Here is an 18,080-nt window from a genome sequence, read left to right as displayed (position 1 = left end):
CGAGGCTCTGGAGGATATTGATGACGGAACAGTTCGGCACGTTCGACTTCGGGTTGGACGAGGCCCAGGAGGAGCGTGCCGCGCGGCTGCACCGCGAGTGCGTCATCGTCGACGTCCTGTTCCAGGGCCCGGTCGGGTACCGGGTGTTCGACGACGAGATGAACAAGGAGCTGCAAGCACGGCTGAAGGAGACCCACGACACCCTGGGGACTTTCTCCTATGGTCTCGAGGCGCCGATCCGGCGTGCGTTCGCGGGCCGGATGGACGAGGTGAAGGACCACTGGGATGCCAGCGGCATCACCTGTGGGAACCGGCAGGTCGAGATGTCGGACGTCCGCCACATCCGCGAGCGCAGCTTCGCGTTCGTGCAGAAGCAGTTCGACTACTTTCCCTGGCTGACCAAGGCCCTGACCGCCGGTGACATCCGTCGTGCGCACGAGACCGGCACTCATGCCGGTCTGATGAGTTCACAGGTCATGCTGGGTCCGTGGCGCGATCTCGACGCGCTGGCCTGGGCACATGACTCCGGGCTGCGGATGTGCCAGCTCACCTACAACAACATGACGGCGGTCGGCGTCGGCTCCACCGAGCGCACGGACGCGGGGCTGTCGGCGTTCGGCGTGGACAGCGTCAAGGCGATGAATGAGCTCGGCATCATCGTCGACACCGGTCACGTCGGCCGGATGACCACGCTCGACGCCTGCGAGGTGTCCGAGGCGCCGGTCGTCGCCTCTCACACCGCGGCGCAAGGTGTGTTCAACCACGCGCGTGGCAAGAGCGACGAAGAGTTGCGGGCCCTCGCCGCCACCGGAGGTCTGATCGGCATCGTGACCGTCCCGTTCTTCCTGGGCGCCGGACCCTCCGTCACCATCAACGCGATGCTCGACCATGTCGAGTACGTCGCCGACGTCGCCGGCGTGGACCACGTCGCCATCGGTACCGACTGGCCGATGCAGCTGCCCCAGTGGATGCTCAGCGATCTCCTCCAGCCGATTTTCGCCGAGACCGGCTTCCGGCCGGAGGACAAGCTGGTCGCGACGCAGCAGCTGGCCGGGTTCGACGACTACCGGGACTTCCCGAACATCACCCGCGGCCTGGTCGGACGTGGCTGGTCGGACGAGGACATCGCCAAGGTGCTCGGCGAGAACTTCGTGCGCGTGATGGGGGCGGTCTGCGGCTGAATGACCAAGCGACTGCTCGCCTACGCGACCTACCTGCCCCACTACCGACTCACCCGCAGCGCTGTCAACGCTGCCCTCACAGGCACCCCTCGCGGCTCCGGGGCACGGACAGTGGCCGGATACGACGAGGATGCGGTGTCCATGTCCGTGGCGGCCATCCGTGCACTCGGCGCAGGGGTCGGCGAGGCCGATCACCTGTACTTCGCGACCACCAACTCGCCGCTGCTGGACAAGTCCTGCTCGCTCATCGTGCACGCCGCGAGTGGGATGCACGGTCGAGCCTTCGCGCTGGACCTGACCGGGCTGCGGTCGGGCCTCGGCGCTCTCAAGGCTGCCTCCGAGTCCGGGGGCGTGGCGGCAGCCGCGGATCTGCGGACCGGCAGGCCGGGATCCGCTGAGGAGGCCGACGGCGGTGACGGAGCCGCCGCCTTCCTCTTCGGTGACAGTGACGGTGACGACGCGATCGCCGAGGTCCTCGGATCGGCGTCCGTGCCGAAAGAGGTCATGGATGCGTGGCGGACGCCCGGCACCAGCTACGCGCTGATCGGCGAGGACCGCTTTGTCGACCACGTGCTGGCACAGGCCGTTCAGGAGGTCGTGACAGAGATCGGCACACGCTCTGGGCGTACCGAGACGCCGACCACGTCCGTGGTGTCCACGCTGAACCGGCGTCACGCGAGCTCGCTGAGGGCTTCGATCGGTTCCGAAGGTGGCTCAGAGGCGCAGGATGCCCACCGCGAGAACACGGGGTACTGCGGAGCGGCGGACCTAGGTCTGCTGCTGGCGAGCGCTCTCGACACGGCCAAGGCCGGCGACACGATCCTGGTGGTTTCGGCCGGCGGGGGAGCCGATGCGCTGCTCCTCCGGGTGCTGAAGGACGGCCCGTTCGCCGGTGATCGGAGGCCGGACAGTGCGGGAAGAGAGATCGGGTATCACCAGTACCTCACGTGGCGAGGCCTGGTCGCGCGAGAACCTGCTCGTCGTCCCGAACGGCCCTCGGTCGCTCCGCCACCGGCGTACCGCAACAGCGGATGGAAGTTCGGCCTGACGGGCTCGCAGTGTCTGGAGTGCGGGAAGGTCTACCTGCCGCCCGCGCGGGTGTGCGCCTGCGGAGCGGTTGATCAGACCAAGCCGTTCAGCATCGCTGATCTCACCGGGACGATCGTGACGCAGACGACCGACGGGGTGTCCGACAGCCCAGCGCCCCCGGCACTGGCAGCGCTGATCGACTTCGGTACGACCGGACGTCTCCTGCTCGAGCTCACCGACGCGTCACCGGCCGATGTCGCGGACGGCGCCGAGGTCGAGATGACCTTCCGGCGTACGTACGCCGTTGACGACGTACCCAACTACTTCTGGAAGGCCCGGCCCAAGGACAGGAGCCCGCAGTGACCGGAAGCATGCGCGACCGCATCGCGATCGTCGGGATGGGGTGCACCAGGTTCGGTGAACTCTGGGACAAGTCGGCCGACGACCTGCTGATCGAGGCCGCGCTCGATGCGATCGCGTCCGTCCCCGGCCTGCGCAAGAACGACGTCGAGGCCTACTGGTACTCGACCGTGGCCTCGGGCCACGCCGGACTCCCGCTGGCCAAGGCGCTGAAGGTCGAGCGCCCGGTGACGCGAGTGGAGAACTTCTGCGCGAGTGGCTCCGACGCCTTCCGCAACGCCGCCTTCGCGGTGGCGGCAGGGGTGTACGACGTGGCGATGGCCATCGGCGTGGAGAAGATCAAGGACAGCGGGTACTCCGGCCTGACGCTGAACGTGCCACCAAGCGACAACACCGCCACCGAGGTCAGCAACCCGGCCGCCTATGCGATGCTGCCGGCGGCGTACAGCCGGGCGTACGGCGTGGACCCGGGTGACGTCCGCCGGGCGCTCACTCACATCGCGTGGCGCAATCACGCCAACGGAGCCAGGAACCCGGAGCGCGCTCAGTACACCTCTGTCGTGCCGAAGGAGAAGATCGAGAAGGCACCCAGGATCGCCGGCGACCTCAGCGTGTTCGACTGCTCGGGGGTCTCCGACGGCGCCGCCGCGGCGATCATCGTGCGTGCCGAGGATGCGCTCCAGTACACCGACAAGCCGATCTACCTCAAGGGCATGTCCCTGCATGCCGGGATGAGCAATGGCGCCGCGACCGCGGGCGTGCAGCACGCGTCCTTCCCGGAGGTGGTGCAGTGCGCGGCCTCGGCGTACGCCGACGCCGGGATCACCGATCCCCGCGAGCAGATCTCGCTGGCGGAGGTGCACGACTGCTTCACCCCGACCGAGATGATCCTGATGGAGGACCTCGGCTTCTCGGAGCGTGGCCGGGCCTGGCGGGACGTCCTCGACGGCGACTTCGATCTCGACGGTGCGCTGGCGGTGAATCCCGACGGCGGCCTCAAGTCGTTCGGCCATCCGGTCGGCGCGAGTGGCCTGCGGATGATCTTCGAGCTGTGGCTGCAGTTGCGCGGCGAGGCCGGCCTGCGGCAGGTGGCGTCGCCACGGCTCGGCCTCGCGCACAACATGGGTGGACTTCCCGGCGAGTTCATCTCGTTCGTCGGTATCTTCGGCAACGAGCCGGGCTGAGCCCGCCGGCCGGCGGGCTCAGCCTCAGGCTGCTCGTTCGTCCTTCGCGACCACGCCGTTCTGCAGCACGAGGACGACACTGTCCGGATCGGCGAACAGCTTCGGGTCGTCCAGCGGGTTCCCTGCGAACGCGACGATGTCCGCCCGCTTCCCGACCTCGAGGGTGCCGATCTCGCTGTCGAGTCCGAGCAGGCCGGCGTTGACCCGGGTGGCCGCGATCAACGCCTCCATGGGCGATTCGGCCGCGGCGCGCAGGGTGAGCTCCGCACCCCGACCGGTCTGGTCGGGGCCGATGACGTCGGACCCGAGTCCGACCCGGACGCCGGCGGCCTTGGCCGCGAGGAGTCCGTCGACCATGGCCGCGCGCACCCGCACCGCTCGCTCGGCGAAATGGCTGGGCAGGCCGAGCCCGTCGACATTCGTGATCAGCGCCTCGACGGCGGCGAGCGTGGGCACGAGGGAGACCTGGCGCTCGGCCATCAGCGCGGCGGTCTCCTCGTCGATGCCGGTGCCGTGCTCGACGCACCGCACGCCGGCCAGGACGGCGTTGCGGATGCCCTCGACGTTGTGGGCGTGGACAGTCACGTAGGTGCCCCGGGCCGAGGCCTCGGCGACGGCTACCGCGATCTCCGCGGAGCTGAACTGGGTGTCGGTGAGGTTGTCGTGGTTGGAGATCACGCCGCCGGTTACGCAGAGCTTGAGGAACTGAGCGCCGCGCCGGAACGACTCGCGCGCGTTCCTGCGCATCTCGTCCGGCCCGTCCGAGAGCATCGCCATCGTCCGCAGACCGGGAATCTCCTGGCCCCGCCAGACTTCGGTGGGCTCCCATTCGGGAGCGTAGTGGCCATGTCCGCCCGTCTGGCAGTGGATCGGGCCGCACTGCACGATCCTGGGTCCCGGGATCTTGCCTGAGGCAACGACATTGGCGATGCCGGCGTCGATGCCGCCGCAGTCCCGGACCGAGGTGAAACCCGCGCGCAGCGTCTGGGCACAGTTGGCGAACATGTCGGCGGCGAGCTCCGCCACGGACATGCCGTACCCGATGCTCTGCAGCAGCGGGCTGGACAGGCCGAGGTGCACGTGTGCATCGATCAGGCCCGGGGTCAGCGTGAGGCCGGTGCAGTCGACGACTTCGGCCTCGCGCGGTGCGGACCCGCCGATCTGGGCGATCCTCCCGTCGTCGACCAGGATTCCCGCCGGTTCGGGGTCGTGTCCGGTCGCTGTGATGACGGTGGCGCCGTGGAGCCAGTGAGTGGATGTCATGGGCAGGGTGCTCCTTCGGCGGTGCGGCGTACGGATTCCTGACGGTCGAACCATTCGCTTACGTACACACATACACTATGCTGATACGCAAAGAGCGGTGCAAGAGGTATCCAGGCAGGACCGGACAGGAGGAAGGCCGTGGCGACACAGCCCAAGGTGCAGAAGTCAGCGCGGTTGGCGCGCGGGGCGCTCGACCGGGAGACGGTGGTCGCCGCAGCGCTCGAGATCGCGGACCGCGACGGTCTCAGCGGCGTCACGATGGCCCGGGTGGCGGAGGCGCTGGGCGGCAGCCCGATGTCGCTCTACCGGCACTTGAGCGACAAGCAGGAGCTGCTCGACGCCGTGGCCGATCTCGCGGTGTCCGAGATCCCGGCCATTCCCCAGGACGGGCGGTCCTGGCGGGTGCGCCTCGAAGAGTTCGCGCTCGACTCGCGGACGTGCGCGTTGCGCCATCCGGCGCTGATCGAGATCGTCCTCGAGACCTACGTCCGCGGTCCGAGCGCGGCCGCCGTCGGGCTCGACATGATCGCGATGCTGCACGAGGCCGGGTTCGACGAGGACTCGTCGATCCGCGGGTTCATGGCCCTGCGGAACCACATCATCGGCGCCATGGCCTGGGAGGTCTCGCGCTTCCGCCGCGGCAGCGAGGAGTTCGCCCGCGAGGTGGACGTCAACTTCGTGCACGAGGACACGCCGGAGGACTCGCCGATGCGGCGGCTGAGCGAAGTGGTCTCCGAGGACCCGGAGGCGCAATACATGTTCGGGGTCAGGGCCATCCTCGACGGTTTCGAGGCGGAGCTGCGGCGGATCCGGCGACGGGCCGGGCAGCGGTGATCGCGGAGACGAGTGACCTCTACCGCCGGCCGACCTTCGTCGACCTGGTCTCGCGCTCGCTCCAGCGGTATCCGGACCGGATCGCCTTCGTCACGCCGAGCGGTGAGACGTCGTACGACGAGTTGCGACGGATGATCGCCCGGATCGCGGCCGCCCTGCAGGACGGCGGGGTGGAGTCCGGAGACGGCCTGGCCCTGCTCTCGCCGAACCGGCCCGAGGCCTTTGCCGCGCTGATCGCCGCTCAGTCGCTGGGTGCGCACTACACACCGCTGCATCCGATGGGATCGATGGCGGACCACGTCACGGTGTGCGCCGACGCGGGCATCACCGCGATCATCGCCGACGAGCCGCAGTACGCCGAGCATGCGGCGGCTCTTGCGGCACAGTTGGAGACACGCCCGCAGGTCTTCCTGCTCGGCGGGGATTCGCCGTCCGACGTCCTGGTGGCCCGTGGCTCCGACGGGGACATTCCCACGCTGGCACGCGAATCCGACCTCGCCCTGCTCGGGTACACCGGCGGGACGACCGGGCGGCCCAAGGGAGTGATGCTCTCCCATCGTTCGCTGGTCACCCACCTCTTTCTCACCATCGCGCATTGGCAACTGCCGACCGACCTACGGTTCCTTGGCTCGACGCCGTTGACCCATGCGCTCCTCGGCATGGTGCCACCGGTGTTCCATCAGGGCGGCACCGTCGTCCTCACCAGGGGCTTCGATCCGGCCGAGTTCTGCGAGCTCGTGCAGACCCACCGGATCACTGCGACCTTCCTCGTTCCGAGCATGATCTACGTGCTGCTCGACTACGTCGCCGAGCACTCGGTCGACCTGTCCAGCCTGCAGACGATCCTGTACGGCGCGGCGCCGATGGCACCCGACCGGCTCGAGCAGGCCCTCGACGTGTTCGGGCCCGTGTTCGTCCAGTTCTACGGTCAGAGCGAGGCGCCGAACACGGTCACCACGCTCTCGAAAGAAGACCATGACCTGGCCCGACCCGAGCGGCTCGCCTCCTGCGGCAAACCGCACCCGGCGTTGGACGTCGCCGTGCTGGACGACGACGACCAGCCCTGCGCCGGCGGTGAACTGGGGGAGGTCTGCGTCCGCGGGCCGCTCCTCATGGACGGATACTGGCAGCAGCCGGAGGTGACCGCGGAGACGCTGCGCAACGGGTGGCTGCACACCGGTGACGTCGGCCGCTTCGACGAGGACAACTTCCTGTATCTCACCGACCGCAAGAAGGACATGCTGATCACCGGCGGGTTCAACGTCTACCCGCGCGATGTCGAGGACGCGCTGGTGACGCATCCGGAGGTCGCGGCCGCGGCCGTGATCGGTGTCCCCGATCCGAAGTGGGGCGAGGCGGTGACGGCCTTCGTGGTCAGAACCCCCGATGCGACCGCGACGCCGGCCGAGCTCATCGCTCTCGTCCGTGAGCTCAAGGGACCGGTGCACGCCCCGAAGCGGCTGGAGTTCGTGGACGCCGTACCGCTCACCCCGCTGGGCAAGGTCGACAAGAAGCAACTGCGGGCACGGTTCTGGGCCGAGCACGACCGGGCCGTGAACTGAACCCCCTTTCCCTGAAGGAGAACCGATGAGCACCGAAACCGCCGGGCGGCCCGTCGATGCCGGCACCCCGCCCGAGCACGAGGGACGGCCGCGCTGGATGGACGACGAGGCCGTCGCGCTGGGCGCGGTCGCCCGCCGCTTCTTCTCCGACGAGGTGGTCCCGCACTTCGAGCGCTTCGACCAGCAGAAGCATGTGGACCGCGAGGTGTGGCGGAAGGCCGGTGCGCTGGGCCTGATGTGCTGCGAAGTCCCCGCGGAGTTCGGTGGGGGCGGCGGTACGTTCGCCCACGATGCCGTCGTGTTCAGCGAGCAGGCGCGCTGCGGCGACACCGGGTTCGGCAACATGGTGCACAGCGGGGTGGTCGCTCACTTCCTGGCGGCGTACGGCACCGACGAGCAACGAGCGCGCTGGCTGCCGGGGATGGCGACCGGTGAAGTGATCGGCTCCGTCGCGATGAGCGAACCCGACGCCGGCAGCGACCTCAAGAACATCAAGTCCCGGGCCGTCCGCACCGGTGACCACTACGTGCTCAACGGGTCCAAGACGTTCATCAGCAACGGCGGGCAGTGCGATCTCGTCATCGTCGTCGCCAAGACCGATCCCGCGGCCGGACGCGACGGGATCTCCCTGCTCGTCCTGGAGACGGCCGACGCACCGGGGTTCCGGCGGGGACGTGTCCTGGACAAGCTCGGCCAGCGCGCCCTGGACACTGCGGAGCTGTTCTTCGACGACGTGGCGGTGCCGGCCGGGAACCTGCTCGGGGACGAAGGTGCGGGCTTCCGCATCCTGATGAGCGAGCTGCCCCGCGAGCGGCTCGTCATCGGCGTCGCAGCAGTAGCGGCCATGGAGCGCGCGCTGGAAGAGACGATCGCGTACACCAAGACCCGCCACGTCTACGGTGCGCCCTTGTTCGCCATGCAGCACGTCAAGCTCGAGCTCGCCGAGCTGGCCACCGTGGTCCGGACCTCGCGTGTCTTCCTGGACGACTGCATCGAGCGGTTCATCGCCGGCACCCGCGATCGCACGACCGCGTCGATGGCGAAATGGTGGCTGACCCAGAACCAGTGCGACGTCATGGACCGCTGCCTGCAGCTGTTCGGTGGCTACGGCTACATGCGCGAGTACCTCATCTCCCGTCTGTATGCCGACGCACGGGCCCAGAAGATCTACGGCGGAACCAACGAGGTCATGAAGGACCTCATCTCCCGATCGCTTTGAGCAGGAGTTGCGTATGACAGATCCGCACTGGCTGCACGACGACGCCGTGGTCGTCGACACGCACAACGACCTGATCGTCCTGGTGGACCATTTCGACCGCAGGGACCAGCCTGATCACTTCGCCCGGTTCTGGCTGCCGGAGCTGCGGGCCGGCGGCGTCGACGTACAGGTCCTGCCCATCTGTATCGAAGAGCAGTTCCAGTCCGAAGGAGCGCTGCGCCGGACGCTGCTGCTCGTCGAACGGATCCACCAGCTCGCCGCGGAGCACAGCGACGACGTGGCGTTGTGCCTGACCGGCGCGGACATCGACGCCGCCACCTCGTCCGGACGGATCGCCCTGGTGATCGCGCTCGAGGGGGCCCATGGTGTCGGGCAGGACCCGGAGCTGGTGCGCACCATGGCGCGGGTCGGCGTCCGGGTGGTCTCGATGGCGCACTTCGGCCGGACCTTCCTGGCCGACGGAAGCGGGCTCGACGAGACCTCGCGCGGCCGCCTGACTCCGGAGGGCATCACCGCGCTCCGCGAGATGGAGGAGCTCGGCATCGTCTTCGACATCAGCCATCTCGGGATCGCCGGTGTCGAGGACGTCCTCTCGCTGGCGACCCGGCCGTTCCTGGCGACGCACTCGGCCTGTCTCGGCATCACCGACATCCACCGCAATCTCGGCGACGAACAGCTCAAGGCCATCGCCGAGCTCGGCGGAGTCGTCGGAGTCGCGGCGGCCATCCCGTTCTTCATCGATGCCGACGCTCCGACGGCCGATCGCGTCGTCGACCACATCGAGCACATCATCGGGGTCGCCGGCATCGATCACGTCGGCCTGGGACCGGACTTCATCGACGACTACTACCAGAACGTGTACGGCGGCTGGCTCGGCGAGTGGGCGCTGCCGACCGGCGACCTGGCCTACCGGCCCGCCGAGATCTCCCGCCCGTCGGACCTGCCGAAGATCACCGAGGCGATGGTGCGCCGCGGGTTCGAGGAGCAAGACATTCGCAAGGTACTCGGCGAGAACGTGCTGCGCGTTCTCCGTGACGTGATGGGACGCCCGGCCAGATGACCGTGTCAGCTGATCTCCAGTTCGCGTTGCGGAGCAAGGACGTCCGGACGCCGGCCGAGTTCGCCGTGACCGACATCCGGCTCGAAACGGTGCAGGTGCCGATGCGGGACGGCATCCGGCTCGCCACCGATCTCTACCTGCCCCCGCGGCTGCCCGCTCCGGTGATCGCGGTGCGTACGCCGTACGGACGCGACGGCGACGCTCTCGTGGCCCCCTTCATCTCGTTCGCACGCCGGGGCTATGTCGTGGCAGTACAGGACCTTCGCGGTACGGGTGACAGTGAACCCGACGACCACGACTTCTACATGTTCGAGCCGCAGGACGGCTACGACTTCGTCGAGTGGGTCAGCGCGCAGGACTGGTGCGACGGGTTCATCGGCTCCCTCGGTGGCTCCTACGTCGGTCAGGTGCAGTGGCCGATGGCACGGCATCCGAAGATGACCACGATCGTTCCCGAGGTCAGCGGGATCGGGGTCGGTACCAAGACCGCGTCCCTCCACATGGTGGTCAATGCGCTCGCGCACACGATCGGCCACGGCGAGGAGAAGACCGAGGTGCCGCACTGGCAGCTCGAGCCGATGATGCTGGACGAGACCTTGTCGACGGGCTTCTTCAACGAGCCTTTCGTCAGTCCGATGCCGACCGAGCTGGCGGAGTCGTTCCCCGCGATCAAGGACCTTTCTCCGGTCGAGGCGCAGGCCTGGTTGTGGGCGCACTACTGCTCGCTGACCTGTGCGGAACGGGCCGAGTTCGTCCGTGGTATCACGGGGTCGGCCCACGTCACCATCGTCGATGCCGAGAACATCGGGCCGCTCTTCGGTCAGGGCATCTCGCTCGACCGGCATACGTTGCCTTCGGTGGACCCCTCGCGGCAGGTCGCCGAGTTCCAGGCGATCCCGCTGCTGCGCACCGGTTGGTACGACTGGTTCATCAACGACGCGCTGGCCACCTTCGAGCTGCTGCGCAAGCACGCCCCCGAACCGCTGCGCTCCAAAGCCCGGATCATCATCACTCCCTCCTCCCACAACTCGATGGGCTACAAGGAGCGGATGGGGGAGCACCCGGAGCTGCAGCACAACCACTGGTCCAACGTCGACTTCACGCTGCGCTGGTACCAAACCGTGCGGGACGACGCGGTCGACGAGTGGCCGCGCGTCATCTACTACCTGATGGGCGCGAACGAGTGGCGGAGCGCGGACGACTGGCCGCTGCCCGAAGCCGTCGACACCCCTTTCTATCTCGGGGCCGACGGGATGCTCAGCAACACGCCTCCGCCGGAGCAGCAGGCAGCGGACGAGTACGTCTACGACCCGCTCGACCCGACCCCGACCGTGGGCGGCAGCATCGTCTCCTGGGTCTATCCGCCCGGGAGCGTGGATGTGAGCGCGGTCCAGCAGCGCGGCGACGTCCTCACGTACTCGACGGAGCCGCTGGAGCACGACGTCGATGTCGTGGGCAAACTTCGCGCGGTGCTCTACGCGAGCTCGTCCGCGGTGGACACCGACTTCGCCGTACGGCTGAGTGACGTCGGGCCGGACGGGCGGGCGGTCCAGCTGCAGAACGGTCTGCTGCGGGCGAGGTACCGCGACCTCGATCGAGGTGCCGAGCCGCTCGTGCCCGGTGTGATCTACCCGCTGGAGATCGACATGTGGGTGGTTGCGAACCGGTTCAAGGCCGGCCATCGGATCCGGATCGACGTCAGTTCCGCGGACTTCCCGCGGTTCGACCGGAACACCAACCTGGGCGGCGCGCCGGGCGATCCAGTGCCTGCGACCCAGACCATCTACCGGGATGCGTCACATCCCTCCCACGTCATCCTGCCCGTCTGCCCGGCCAGCTGATCGGAGCAGTAGATGTCCTACGAGTTTCTGTGCACCGAAGACCGTGGCGCGACCACCGTCGTGACACTCAACCGGCCACCCGTCAACGCGGTGAACCTCAGCATGTACGAGGAGATCCGCGACCTCTTCGGCCGGTTCGACGAGACGCTGCCCGGTGCGAAGGCGGTGGTGATCACCAGCGCCGGCAAGCACTTCTGCGCGGGGAACGAGCTCGAGGAGTTCCTCACTCTGACCGAGCTCAACTCCGCGGGGCGGATGCGGCTGGTCCGCGATGCCTTCGCCTCGATCTACGACTGTCCGGTACCGGTGGTCGGCGCCGTCCGTGGAGTGGCGCTCGGGACCGGTCTGGCGATCGCCGCGTCGTGCGACGTCGTCGTGGCTGGTGAGAGCGCCCGGTTCGGTACGCCGGAAGTGAGCGTTGGTGTGATGGGTGGAGCTGCGCACCTGGCCCGCCTGATTCCCCAACCGATCGTGCGAGCCATGTACTTCACGGCCGAGCCGTGGCCGGCGGCGGATCTCGTCGGGTTCGGGTCCGTGCTGCGGGTCGTGGCGGACGACGACGTACTCGACAGCGCGCTCGAACTGACCGAGAAGATGACGCGGCACAGCCTGGCCGCGCTTCGCCATGCCAAGGAGGCCTTGAACACGGTCGAGTTCATGGACCTGAAGGCCGGCTACGAGTTCGAGCAACGGATGACCGGGCGACTCGCCGCCGAGGCCGACGCCAAGGAGGCGATCGCCGCGGTCCGCGAGAACCGGGCGCCGGTCTACAGCGACCGGTTGGGACGGTCGTGAGTACGGCGACCGGACTCATCGACTCGTTGTGGGTGTACCCGGTCAAGGGTGCTGTGGGCGTGGCGGTCGACGAGGTCGACGTCCTACCTGGCACCGGCGTGCTGCACGACCGTTCACTGGCGATCGCGCGCGGCGATCAGCCGGTGCCGCCCCGGACGAAGTGGCTGGCACGATCGGCCTTCAAGCAAGTGGCACGCGATCCCGACATGACACAGGTGACGGTGACGATGCTCGGGTCCGGCGCGGTCGAGCTCTGCCACCGTGCTCACTCAGCCGGGCCGTCGGTGCGTTCGGATCACTCCCAAGAGGACCAGGAAGCCGTCCTGCGCCGCTGGTTCGGCGAACCAGGGCTGCGCCTTGTCCGCGCGGATGCGGCGGCCTTGTGGGACCTGTCCGATGCCGAACTCTCGCTGATCAACCTTGCCTCGGTCCGCGCCCTCGAGCGGCTCACCGGATGCACGCTCGATCCCCGGCGATTCCGCGCCAACGTCTACCTCGACGGCCTGCCCGCATTCGCCGAGCTGTCGTGGGTCGGCCGACGCGTCCGGCTCGGCGACTGCGAGGTCGAGGTGATCCGGCCCACCGCCCGCTGCCGCGCGACGTCCGCGAACCCGGCCACCGGAGCGCGGGACCTCGAGTTCCCCTCCCTGCTCGCCCGAGCCGTCGGCCACCCGAACCTCGGCGTGTACGCGCGTGTTGTGAAGCCCGCTCGGCTTCGCGCCGGCGCGACGGTGGTCACCGGTAGCCGGCCGGATCCGGCTCGGCTCGTCGACGGGCTGCGGGAACGCCGCGAGGTGCCGCAGGCGTGGCCGCGGGAGGCGCAGGTTCTCGAGACGGTTCGCGAGGACGCCCGGACGATCAGCTTGTGGCTCCGCGACCCCTTCGGTCTGCCGGTGGCGGCCGGCCAGCACATCCGCGTGCATCTGCCCACCGCGAACGACGGCCTGACCTGGCGCGCCTACAGCGTCTCCGGACGGCAGGACGACCGGATTCGGATCTCGGTGCGGCTGCGCGGCGAGGTCTCGAAGCGCCTCGCGTTGCTGTCCGGCGGAGACCGCCTGCTCGTCTCAGGTCCGTTCGGAGTCCCGGCGCTCTCCCGAGAGCAGCGGCCGTTGTACCTGGTCAGTGCCGGCATCGGCATCACGCCCGTGGCTGCGGCGTTGCAGCAGCTGGTGGCGGCTGCCGACCGGCGCCCGGTCTCCGTGCTGCACGTCGACGCCAGTCAGCCGAGTGCGACGCTGTGGCCCGAGGTGGTCGAGCACGCTCGGCTGTCCGGCGGGACGGCCGCGCTCTTCGAGACCCGTCCCTCGAACGCAGCCGCACGACGTCCCACCGCGCGCGACCTCCTCGAGCACCTGCCCAACGAAGGCCATGTCGACGCAGAGGCACTGGTGTGCGGCTCGACCGAGTTCGTGACCATGGCGTCCACAGCCCTCCAAGCAGCGGGAGTGGACCGGGATCAGATCCATGCCGACCCATTCGTCTCGCCGGCGACCGATCCGCCGGTCCGACGGCCCGCACCGGGTCCCGGCCCGTACTCGGTGACCTACCTGCCCGAGGGCACCGCGGCGACGTGGACGGACGCTGATGGCACGCTGCTCGAGCTGGCCGAGCAACATGGGGTGCCCGTGCTCTCCGCCTGCCGGTCCGGCGCCTGCGGCAGCTGCACGCTCGACCTCGTGCGCGGCGAAGTCTTGTACCTGATCGAGCCGGCACTCCCACCGGGTTCGCGGGCGGTTCTGGCCTGCTCCGCGGTGCCGACCGGGAGTGTGGTGCTACGGCGGCGAACGCTCGCCGACGACGTGTCGTAGGTCAGTCCACGACTACGGAGCCGCCCAGGTAAGGACGGCTCAGGCGGGTCAGGACGTCGTGGAAGGCGTCCATGAACGCCGTACGGACGTTGTTCCGTTCGAGGGCGGCGACCCCACGGACCGTCGACTCACCCGGCGTGCCGACCTCTCGGCGTACGGCGAGAGTGTCGCCGTCCCGCTTGATCAGGAGCTCGGCCGTGCCGGCCATCGTCTCGAGAAACATGTCTCTCGCGGTTTCGAAGTCAAGACCGTGGCAGACCGCGGCATCGATCGCTGCCTCGGCAAGGACGGCGATGAGCGCGGGCATCACCCCGGCCGTCGCCGTGGCGAGATCCATCTGGCGCTCGGGCAGAACCACGACCGTTCCGAGCCTGGAGAGAAGGTCGACGGCGGGCTCACCGCCTTCGGCCACGGCCACCACGCCTCTGCGGACCTCGACCGGCGTGTTGGGCATCGTCCGTACGACGGTGGCGCCGGGGTAGGCGTCCTGGAGTTGAGCGATGGTGGTCGGGCCCATCATCGAGATGACCAGCTTTCCCGTGGCGTCGATACCTTCGGCGATCGCCGCCAGTTGGTCGGGACGATGCCCCAGGAAGATGGTGTCCGAACGCCGGAAGAGGTCGGCGTTGGAGGGCATGACCTCTCCGCCCAACTCGGCCACCAGGGCCGCCGCTCGCCCGGAACCGTTGTCTGTCGCGTAGATCGGCTCACCGAGCCCGCGCGCGATCGCACCGGCCATGTTTCCTGCACCAACGAAGCCGAGCATGGGGAATCCTCTGTCAGGCGGAACGAATCGGTCACTGGAACCATAGGTCGCCCGAGCCGCTGTCGACTCCGACAGATGCCGAGCAAGCGGCCGCACACTTGCGACCGCTGTCGTTGGCATTCGTGGGTCGGGATGTCGATGATCGATGCAGGGACGACGCTGCTGCGAGGGTCGTCCGTCACGCGACCCAGATCGCCGTACGACGATCGTGAGGAAGGCCGCCCAGATGTCGAGAAGTGATGCGATTGCGGGGCCCGCGAGTCCGCGGGTCCGGGTTCGGCGCCGTCCCGCCCGAGCCTCCTACGACCTCGACAGGGTCCACGAGATCCTGGACGAATCTCTCATGTGTCATGTCGGCGTCGTCGTCGACGACCAGCCGTACGTGTTGCCCACGCTTCATGTGAGGGTCGGCGATTCGCTGCTCATCCACGGCTCACGCCGGAACCGGATGTTCAACCTCATCGCCGACGGCGCGCCGGTCTGTGTGGAGGCCACGGTTCTCGACGGCCTTGCGATGGGGCGCTCTGTTCTGCAGAACTCGGTGAACTATCGGTCGGTCGTAGTCCTGGGTACAGGTACGGCGGTGGAGGATCCCGAGGCCAAGCTGGAGCGAATGCTGGCGCTCGTCGAGAAGTTCATCCCGGGCCGGTTGCCGGACCTGCGACCCTTGACGGACGCCGAGCTGGCCAGTGTCCTGCTGGTGTCCATCCCACTCGACGAATGCTCCGTCAAGGTGCGCACCGGCGACGGCGACGACGCCGTAGCGGATCGCGCCCTGCCGGTCTGGGCGGGTGAGCTCCCGCTGCGCGTCGTACCTGGTCAGGCGGTCCCGGACGAGCACGTGCCGGCCGGAACGGCCGTCCCCGAGTACCTGCGGTCGTGGGGCCTGGGGCGAACGGGCGTGTGACACGCCGCCACGGTTGACGGCGGGGAGTCCGATGCGACGCCGCCCCGCGGACGATATCGTCAGCGGTATGACGTCAGAGCTCCAACGGTTGGTTGATGCTCTCGGCCACAAGATTCAGCGCAACGTGACGATCGACGATGCCCGGATGCGCCAGCTGGCCTTCTCCTCTCATGAGTACGGTCCGGTCGACCGGCTCCGCCGGCAGTCGATCTTCCAGCAACGCGATGTGCGCCCCGAGGTCCTGGCCTGGACGCAGGCGGCCGGGGCACGGACCGCGGTGAAACCGTTCCGGCCCCCGCTCGATCCGCAAATCGGTTGCACCGAGCAACGACTGGTGGTCCCCATCCGGCGGCAGGGCGCGCTGCTCGGGTACGTCTGGATCGTCGAGGGCGGGACCGGGCTCACCGATACCGAGCTCGAGACGGTTCTGAAGACGATCGACCCGTTGGCCGTCGCCTTGTATCGAGACCAACTGGAAGAGGAGTTCAGCAGGAGCAAGGCCCGCGAACTCGCCCAGGAGCTGATGGTGGCCGGTGACGCGGCCGCCCGTCGGCACGCCGCCGGCGAGCTCGTGGACGCCGGCTACTTCGTGGCGTCCGAGCCGGTGTGCGTCGTGCTGGTCACGCTCGATGCCGACGGTCGTGGACTGTCGGACAGTGAGCGAGACGTGCTGGGTGGTTGGCTCGATCGCACGGGGCGCCGACTGAGCGATCGCCGGCACGTCTGCCTGGTTCGGCGCGAGCATGGGCTCCTGCTGCTGTCGGACAAGGATCCGATGTTCGGCGGCAAGGAGAAGGTCTCGCTGGCGCGCGATCTGGTGTCGAGCATCCTGGCGGATCTGCCCGACAGAGATCCGTACGCCGGAATCGGTAGCGTGGCCGCCGATCTGGCCGACGCGCACAGCTCGTACGAGATGGCACAACGAGCAGTGCGCGTGGCGCGCAGCATGGGCGGCCCGGATCGCGTGGTGTCCCACGAAGAGCTCGGCGTCTATGGACTGCTCACCAGGATCCCGGATCGTGAACTCGACGAGACATGCCTGCCGCCCGGCCTCCTCCGGTTGATCCGATCAGGTCCGAAAGGGGCCCAACTGGTCGACACCCTCGAGGCGTTCCTGGAGAACGCGGGAGACGTACAAACGACGGCGGAGCAACTGTTCGTGCATCGCACCACCCTGTACTACCGACTCCAACGCATCGAGGAACTGACCGGCGCGCGACTCTCGGACGGGGAAGACCGCCTCATGTACCACCTGGGCCTGAAGATCGCGCGGCTGATCGGTGTCAGACATCCTCGTGGCGATGATCCAGAGGCTTGATTACACCATCTCGACAACGCCGCTGAGCACGATGTTCAGCCCGTCGGTCGTGCTGTCGGCTCCCACCGCGATCGAGTGCGCCTCGAAGGAATAGCCGAAGGGACTTTCGTGCACGAGGTGCGATCCCGGACTGACGTCGCCGTCTTCGACGGCGAGGACGTAGCGAACGCAGGTCCCGGTTCCACAAGGACCACGGTTGAGCACCGAGTCACCCCAGATGACGGCGCTGCGGGTCGACGATCCGGCCACCGGTTCGGTGATGAGCAGCATGTCCGGCGCTTGCTGCTCGCTCGACGTACTGGCGCGCCGACGGAGCCGGCGCAATAGGTCGCTCCCTGTCACTGTGAGCTCATCGAGCGAGGGCTGATCGAACCGGATACCGAGGTCGTCGGCGCTGACGGCCGCGAAGCGGTTGCCGCCGGCCGTGACTGACCTGATCCGAAGGAACTCGTCCTCGTATTCGACCTGCTGAACCACCGATGCGGGCGCCACTGCCGGCATCTGGATCGCGATCCGCCCGGACCCGAGGTTGCTCCCCACGATCTGACCGCCCGACGTCTCGAACGTGACGGAGGGGTACACGTCCGGATTGGTGCACGCGTACGTCGCGAACAGCGTCGCCTCGCCACATCCACCGAGCGGCCCTGCCGCGGCGACGAATCGCAGCCCGTAGTCGACGATGCTCGTCGATGGCGCGACCACCACCGCGACAATCGCTGACGGGTCACTTCCTCGCGTCTCGAAGTAGTCGACGCGGATCAGTTCCAGCCACCCTGCGAGCTCGGCGGTGTCATCATTCTCCGGGAGAGTCAAGTCGTAGCAGGCGACGGGCTGTCCCTCGCTGGTGCCCTCGGCAACGAATTTGGCACTGGTCAACTCGGTCACGCACCGAGTCTGGGCCGGTGCAACCTGACCCGCGACCTACAGAACGAGGAGAGCGGGTCGCCGGC

The 18,080-nt window shown here is 68.3% G+C and carries 15 protein-coding genes; 12 read left to right on the top strand and 3 right to left on the bottom strand.

Annotated features, from left to right (window positions below; all coding sequences use genetic code 11):
• Positions 1-20 precede the first annotated feature (20 nt).
• Genes OG555_RS36720 through OG555_RS36710 form a run of 3 tightly spaced genes read left to right on the top strand, consistent with a single transcriptional unit; the run spans position 21 to position 3,754 of the window.
• The gene (locus tag OG555_RS36720; RefSeq protein ID WP_329477666.1) at positions 21-1,181 is read left to right on the top strand and encodes a dipeptidase; all 1,161 of its coding nucleotides are present in this window, start codon (positions 21-23) and stop codon (positions 1,179-1,181) included.
• Positions 1,182-2,573 (top strand): hypothetical protein, encoded by a 1,392-nt coding sequence (locus OG555_RS36715; RefSeq protein WP_329477664.1) that lies wholly within the window; start codon positions 1,182-1,184, stop codon positions 2,571-2,573. It begins immediately after the preceding gene.
• Positions 2,570-3,754, top strand: coding sequence for an acetyl-CoA acetyltransferase (locus OG555_RS36710; RefSeq protein WP_329477662.1), 1,185 nt, complete (start codon positions 2,570-2,572; stop codon positions 3,752-3,754). The genes OG555_RS36715 and OG555_RS36710 overlap by 4 nt, the downstream gene beginning before the upstream one ends.
• 24 nt (positions 3,755-3,778) lie before the next feature.
• Here OG555_RS36710 and OG555_RS36705 read toward each other — a convergent pair whose 3' ends face one another.
• Positions 3,779-5,017, bottom strand: coding sequence for a metal-dependent hydrolase family protein (locus OG555_RS36705; protein ID WP_329477660.1), 1,239 nt, complete (start codon positions 5,015-5,017; stop codon positions 3,779-3,781).
• Between the two features lie 138 nt (positions 5,018-5,155).
• Here OG555_RS36705 and OG555_RS36700 point away from each other — a divergent pair, with 138 nt between their 5' ends.
• The 7 genes from OG555_RS36700 to OG555_RS36670 are packed head-to-tail and all read left to right on the top strand — an operon-like array spanning position 5,156 to position 14,139.
• Entirely contained in the window at positions 5,156-5,851 is a 696-nt protein-coding gene (locus tag OG555_RS36700; RefSeq protein ID WP_329477658.1) for a TetR/AcrR family transcriptional regulator, read from the top strand.
• The gene (locus OG555_RS36695) at positions 5,848-7,413 is read left to right on the top strand and encodes an AMP-binding protein (protein WP_329477656.1); all 1,566 of its coding nucleotides are present in this window, start codon (positions 5,848-5,850) and stop codon (positions 7,411-7,413) included. Before OG555_RS36700 ends, OG555_RS36695 begins: the two co-directional genes overlap by 4 nt.
• 25 nt (positions 7,414-7,438) lie before the next feature.
• Positions 7,439-8,632, top strand: a complete 1,194-nt coding sequence (locus OG555_RS36690; protein ID WP_329477654.1) for an acyl-CoA dehydrogenase family protein — start codon at positions 7,439-7,441, stop codon at positions 8,630-8,632.
• 13 nt (positions 8,633-8,645) lie between these two features.
• Positions 8,646-9,692 carry a dipeptidase gene (locus tag OG555_RS36685; RefSeq protein ID WP_329477652.1) on the top strand — a complete coding sequence of 349 codons (1,047 nt, stop codon included), beginning with the start codon at positions 8,646-8,648 and terminating at the stop codon, positions 9,690-9,692.
• Positions 9,689-11,533: a CocE/NonD family hydrolase gene (locus OG555_RS36680; RefSeq protein WP_329477650.1), complete on the top strand. Its 1,845-nt coding sequence runs from the start codon at positions 9,689-9,691 to the stop codon at positions 11,531-11,533. Before OG555_RS36685 ends, OG555_RS36680 begins: the two co-directional genes overlap by 4 nt.
• A 12-nt stretch (positions 11,534-11,545) precedes the next feature.
• The gene (locus tag OG555_RS36675) at positions 11,546-12,328 is read left to right on the top strand and encodes an enoyl-CoA hydratase-related protein (RefSeq protein ID WP_329477648.1); all 783 of its coding nucleotides are present in this window, start codon (positions 11,546-11,548) and stop codon (positions 12,326-12,328) included.
• Positions 12,325-14,139 carry an MOSC domain-containing protein gene (locus OG555_RS36670; RefSeq protein WP_329477646.1) on the top strand — a complete coding sequence of 605 codons (1,815 nt, stop codon included), beginning with the start codon at positions 12,325-12,327 and terminating at the stop codon, positions 14,137-14,139. Before OG555_RS36675 ends, OG555_RS36670 begins: the two co-directional genes overlap by 4 nt.
• Before the next feature lies 1 nt (position 14,140).
• Here the strand turns inward: OG555_RS36670 and OG555_RS36665 are convergent, their stop codons facing one another.
• Positions 14,141-14,905: a pyrroline-5-carboxylate reductase family protein gene (locus OG555_RS36665; protein WP_329477643.1), complete on the bottom strand. Its 765-nt coding sequence runs from the start codon at positions 14,903-14,905 to the stop codon at positions 14,141-14,143.
• A 226-nt stretch (positions 14,906-15,131) separates the two neighbouring features.
• Here OG555_RS36665 and OG555_RS36660 point away from each other — a divergent pair, with 226 nt between their 5' ends.
• Together OG555_RS36660 and OG555_RS36655 are read left to right on the top strand one after the other, a co-directional pair.
• The gene (locus OG555_RS36660) at positions 15,132-15,812 is read left to right on the top strand and encodes a pyridoxamine 5'-phosphate oxidase family protein (RefSeq protein WP_329477641.1); all 681 of its coding nucleotides are present in this window, start codon (positions 15,132-15,134) and stop codon (positions 15,810-15,812) included.
• A gap of 67 nt (positions 15,813-15,879) precedes the next feature.
• Complete coding sequence (locus tag OG555_RS36655) at positions 15,880-17,130, top strand: PucR family transcriptional regulator (protein WP_329477639.1); 1,251 nt, start codon at positions 15,880-15,882, stop codon at positions 17,128-17,130.
• Here the strand turns inward: OG555_RS36655 and OG555_RS36650 are convergent, their stop codons facing one another.
• Positions 17,131-18,015, bottom strand: a complete 885-nt coding sequence (locus OG555_RS36650; RefSeq protein ID WP_329477636.1) for a proline racemase family protein — start codon at positions 18,013-18,015, stop codon at positions 17,131-17,133.
• Between the last annotated feature and the right edge of the window lie 65 nt (positions 18,016-18,080).

It is taken from the genome of Kribbella sp. NBC_01484, from assembly GCF_036227145.1.
In the GTDB taxonomy this organism is placed as follows: Bacteria; Actinomycetota; Actinomycetes; order Propionibacteriales; family Kribbellaceae; genus Kribbella.
The sequence above is the reverse complement of the archived record's forward strand: the minus strand, read 5'-3'. Positions and strand labels throughout refer to the sequence as shown.

Excerpts from the sequence above, each read along its gene's own strand:
- OG555_RS36720 (WP_329477666.1), top strand. The coding sequence starts at position 21 with ATGACGGAACAGTTCGGCACGTTCGACTTCGGGTTGGACGAGGCCCAG.
- OG555_RS36715 (WP_329477664.1), top strand. The coding sequence starts at position 1,182 with ATGACCAAGCGACTGCTCGCCTACGCGACCTACCTGCCCCACTACCGA.
- OG555_RS36705 (WP_329477660.1), bottom strand. The coding sequence starts at position 5,017 with ATGACATCCACTCACTGGCTCCACGGCGCCACCGTCATCACAGCGACC.
- OG555_RS36690 (WP_329477654.1), top strand. The coding sequence starts at position 7,439 with ATGAGCACCGAAACCGCCGGGCGGCCCGTCGATGCCGGCACCCCGCCC.
- OG555_RS36685 (WP_329477652.1), top strand. The coding sequence starts at position 8,646 with ATGACAGATCCGCACTGGCTGCACGACGACGCCGTGGTCGTCGACACG.
- OG555_RS36680 (WP_329477650.1), top strand. The coding sequence starts at position 9,689 with ATGACCGTGTCAGCTGATCTCCAGTTCGCGTTGCGGAGCAAGGACGTC.
- OG555_RS36675 (WP_329477648.1), top strand. The coding sequence starts at position 11,546 with ATGTCCTACGAGTTTCTGTGCACCGAAGACCGTGGCGCGACCACCGTC.
- OG555_RS36665 (WP_329477643.1), bottom strand. The coding sequence starts at position 14,905 with ATGCTCGGCTTCGTTGGTGCAGGAAACATGGCCGGTGCGATCGCGCGC.
- OG555_RS36660 (WP_329477641.1), top strand. The coding sequence starts at position 15,132 with ATGTCGAGAAGTGATGCGATTGCGGGGCCCGCGAGTCCGCGGGTCCGG.
- OG555_RS36655 (WP_329477639.1), top strand. The coding sequence starts at position 15,880 with ATGACGTCAGAGCTCCAACGGTTGGTTGATGCTCTCGGCCACAAGATT.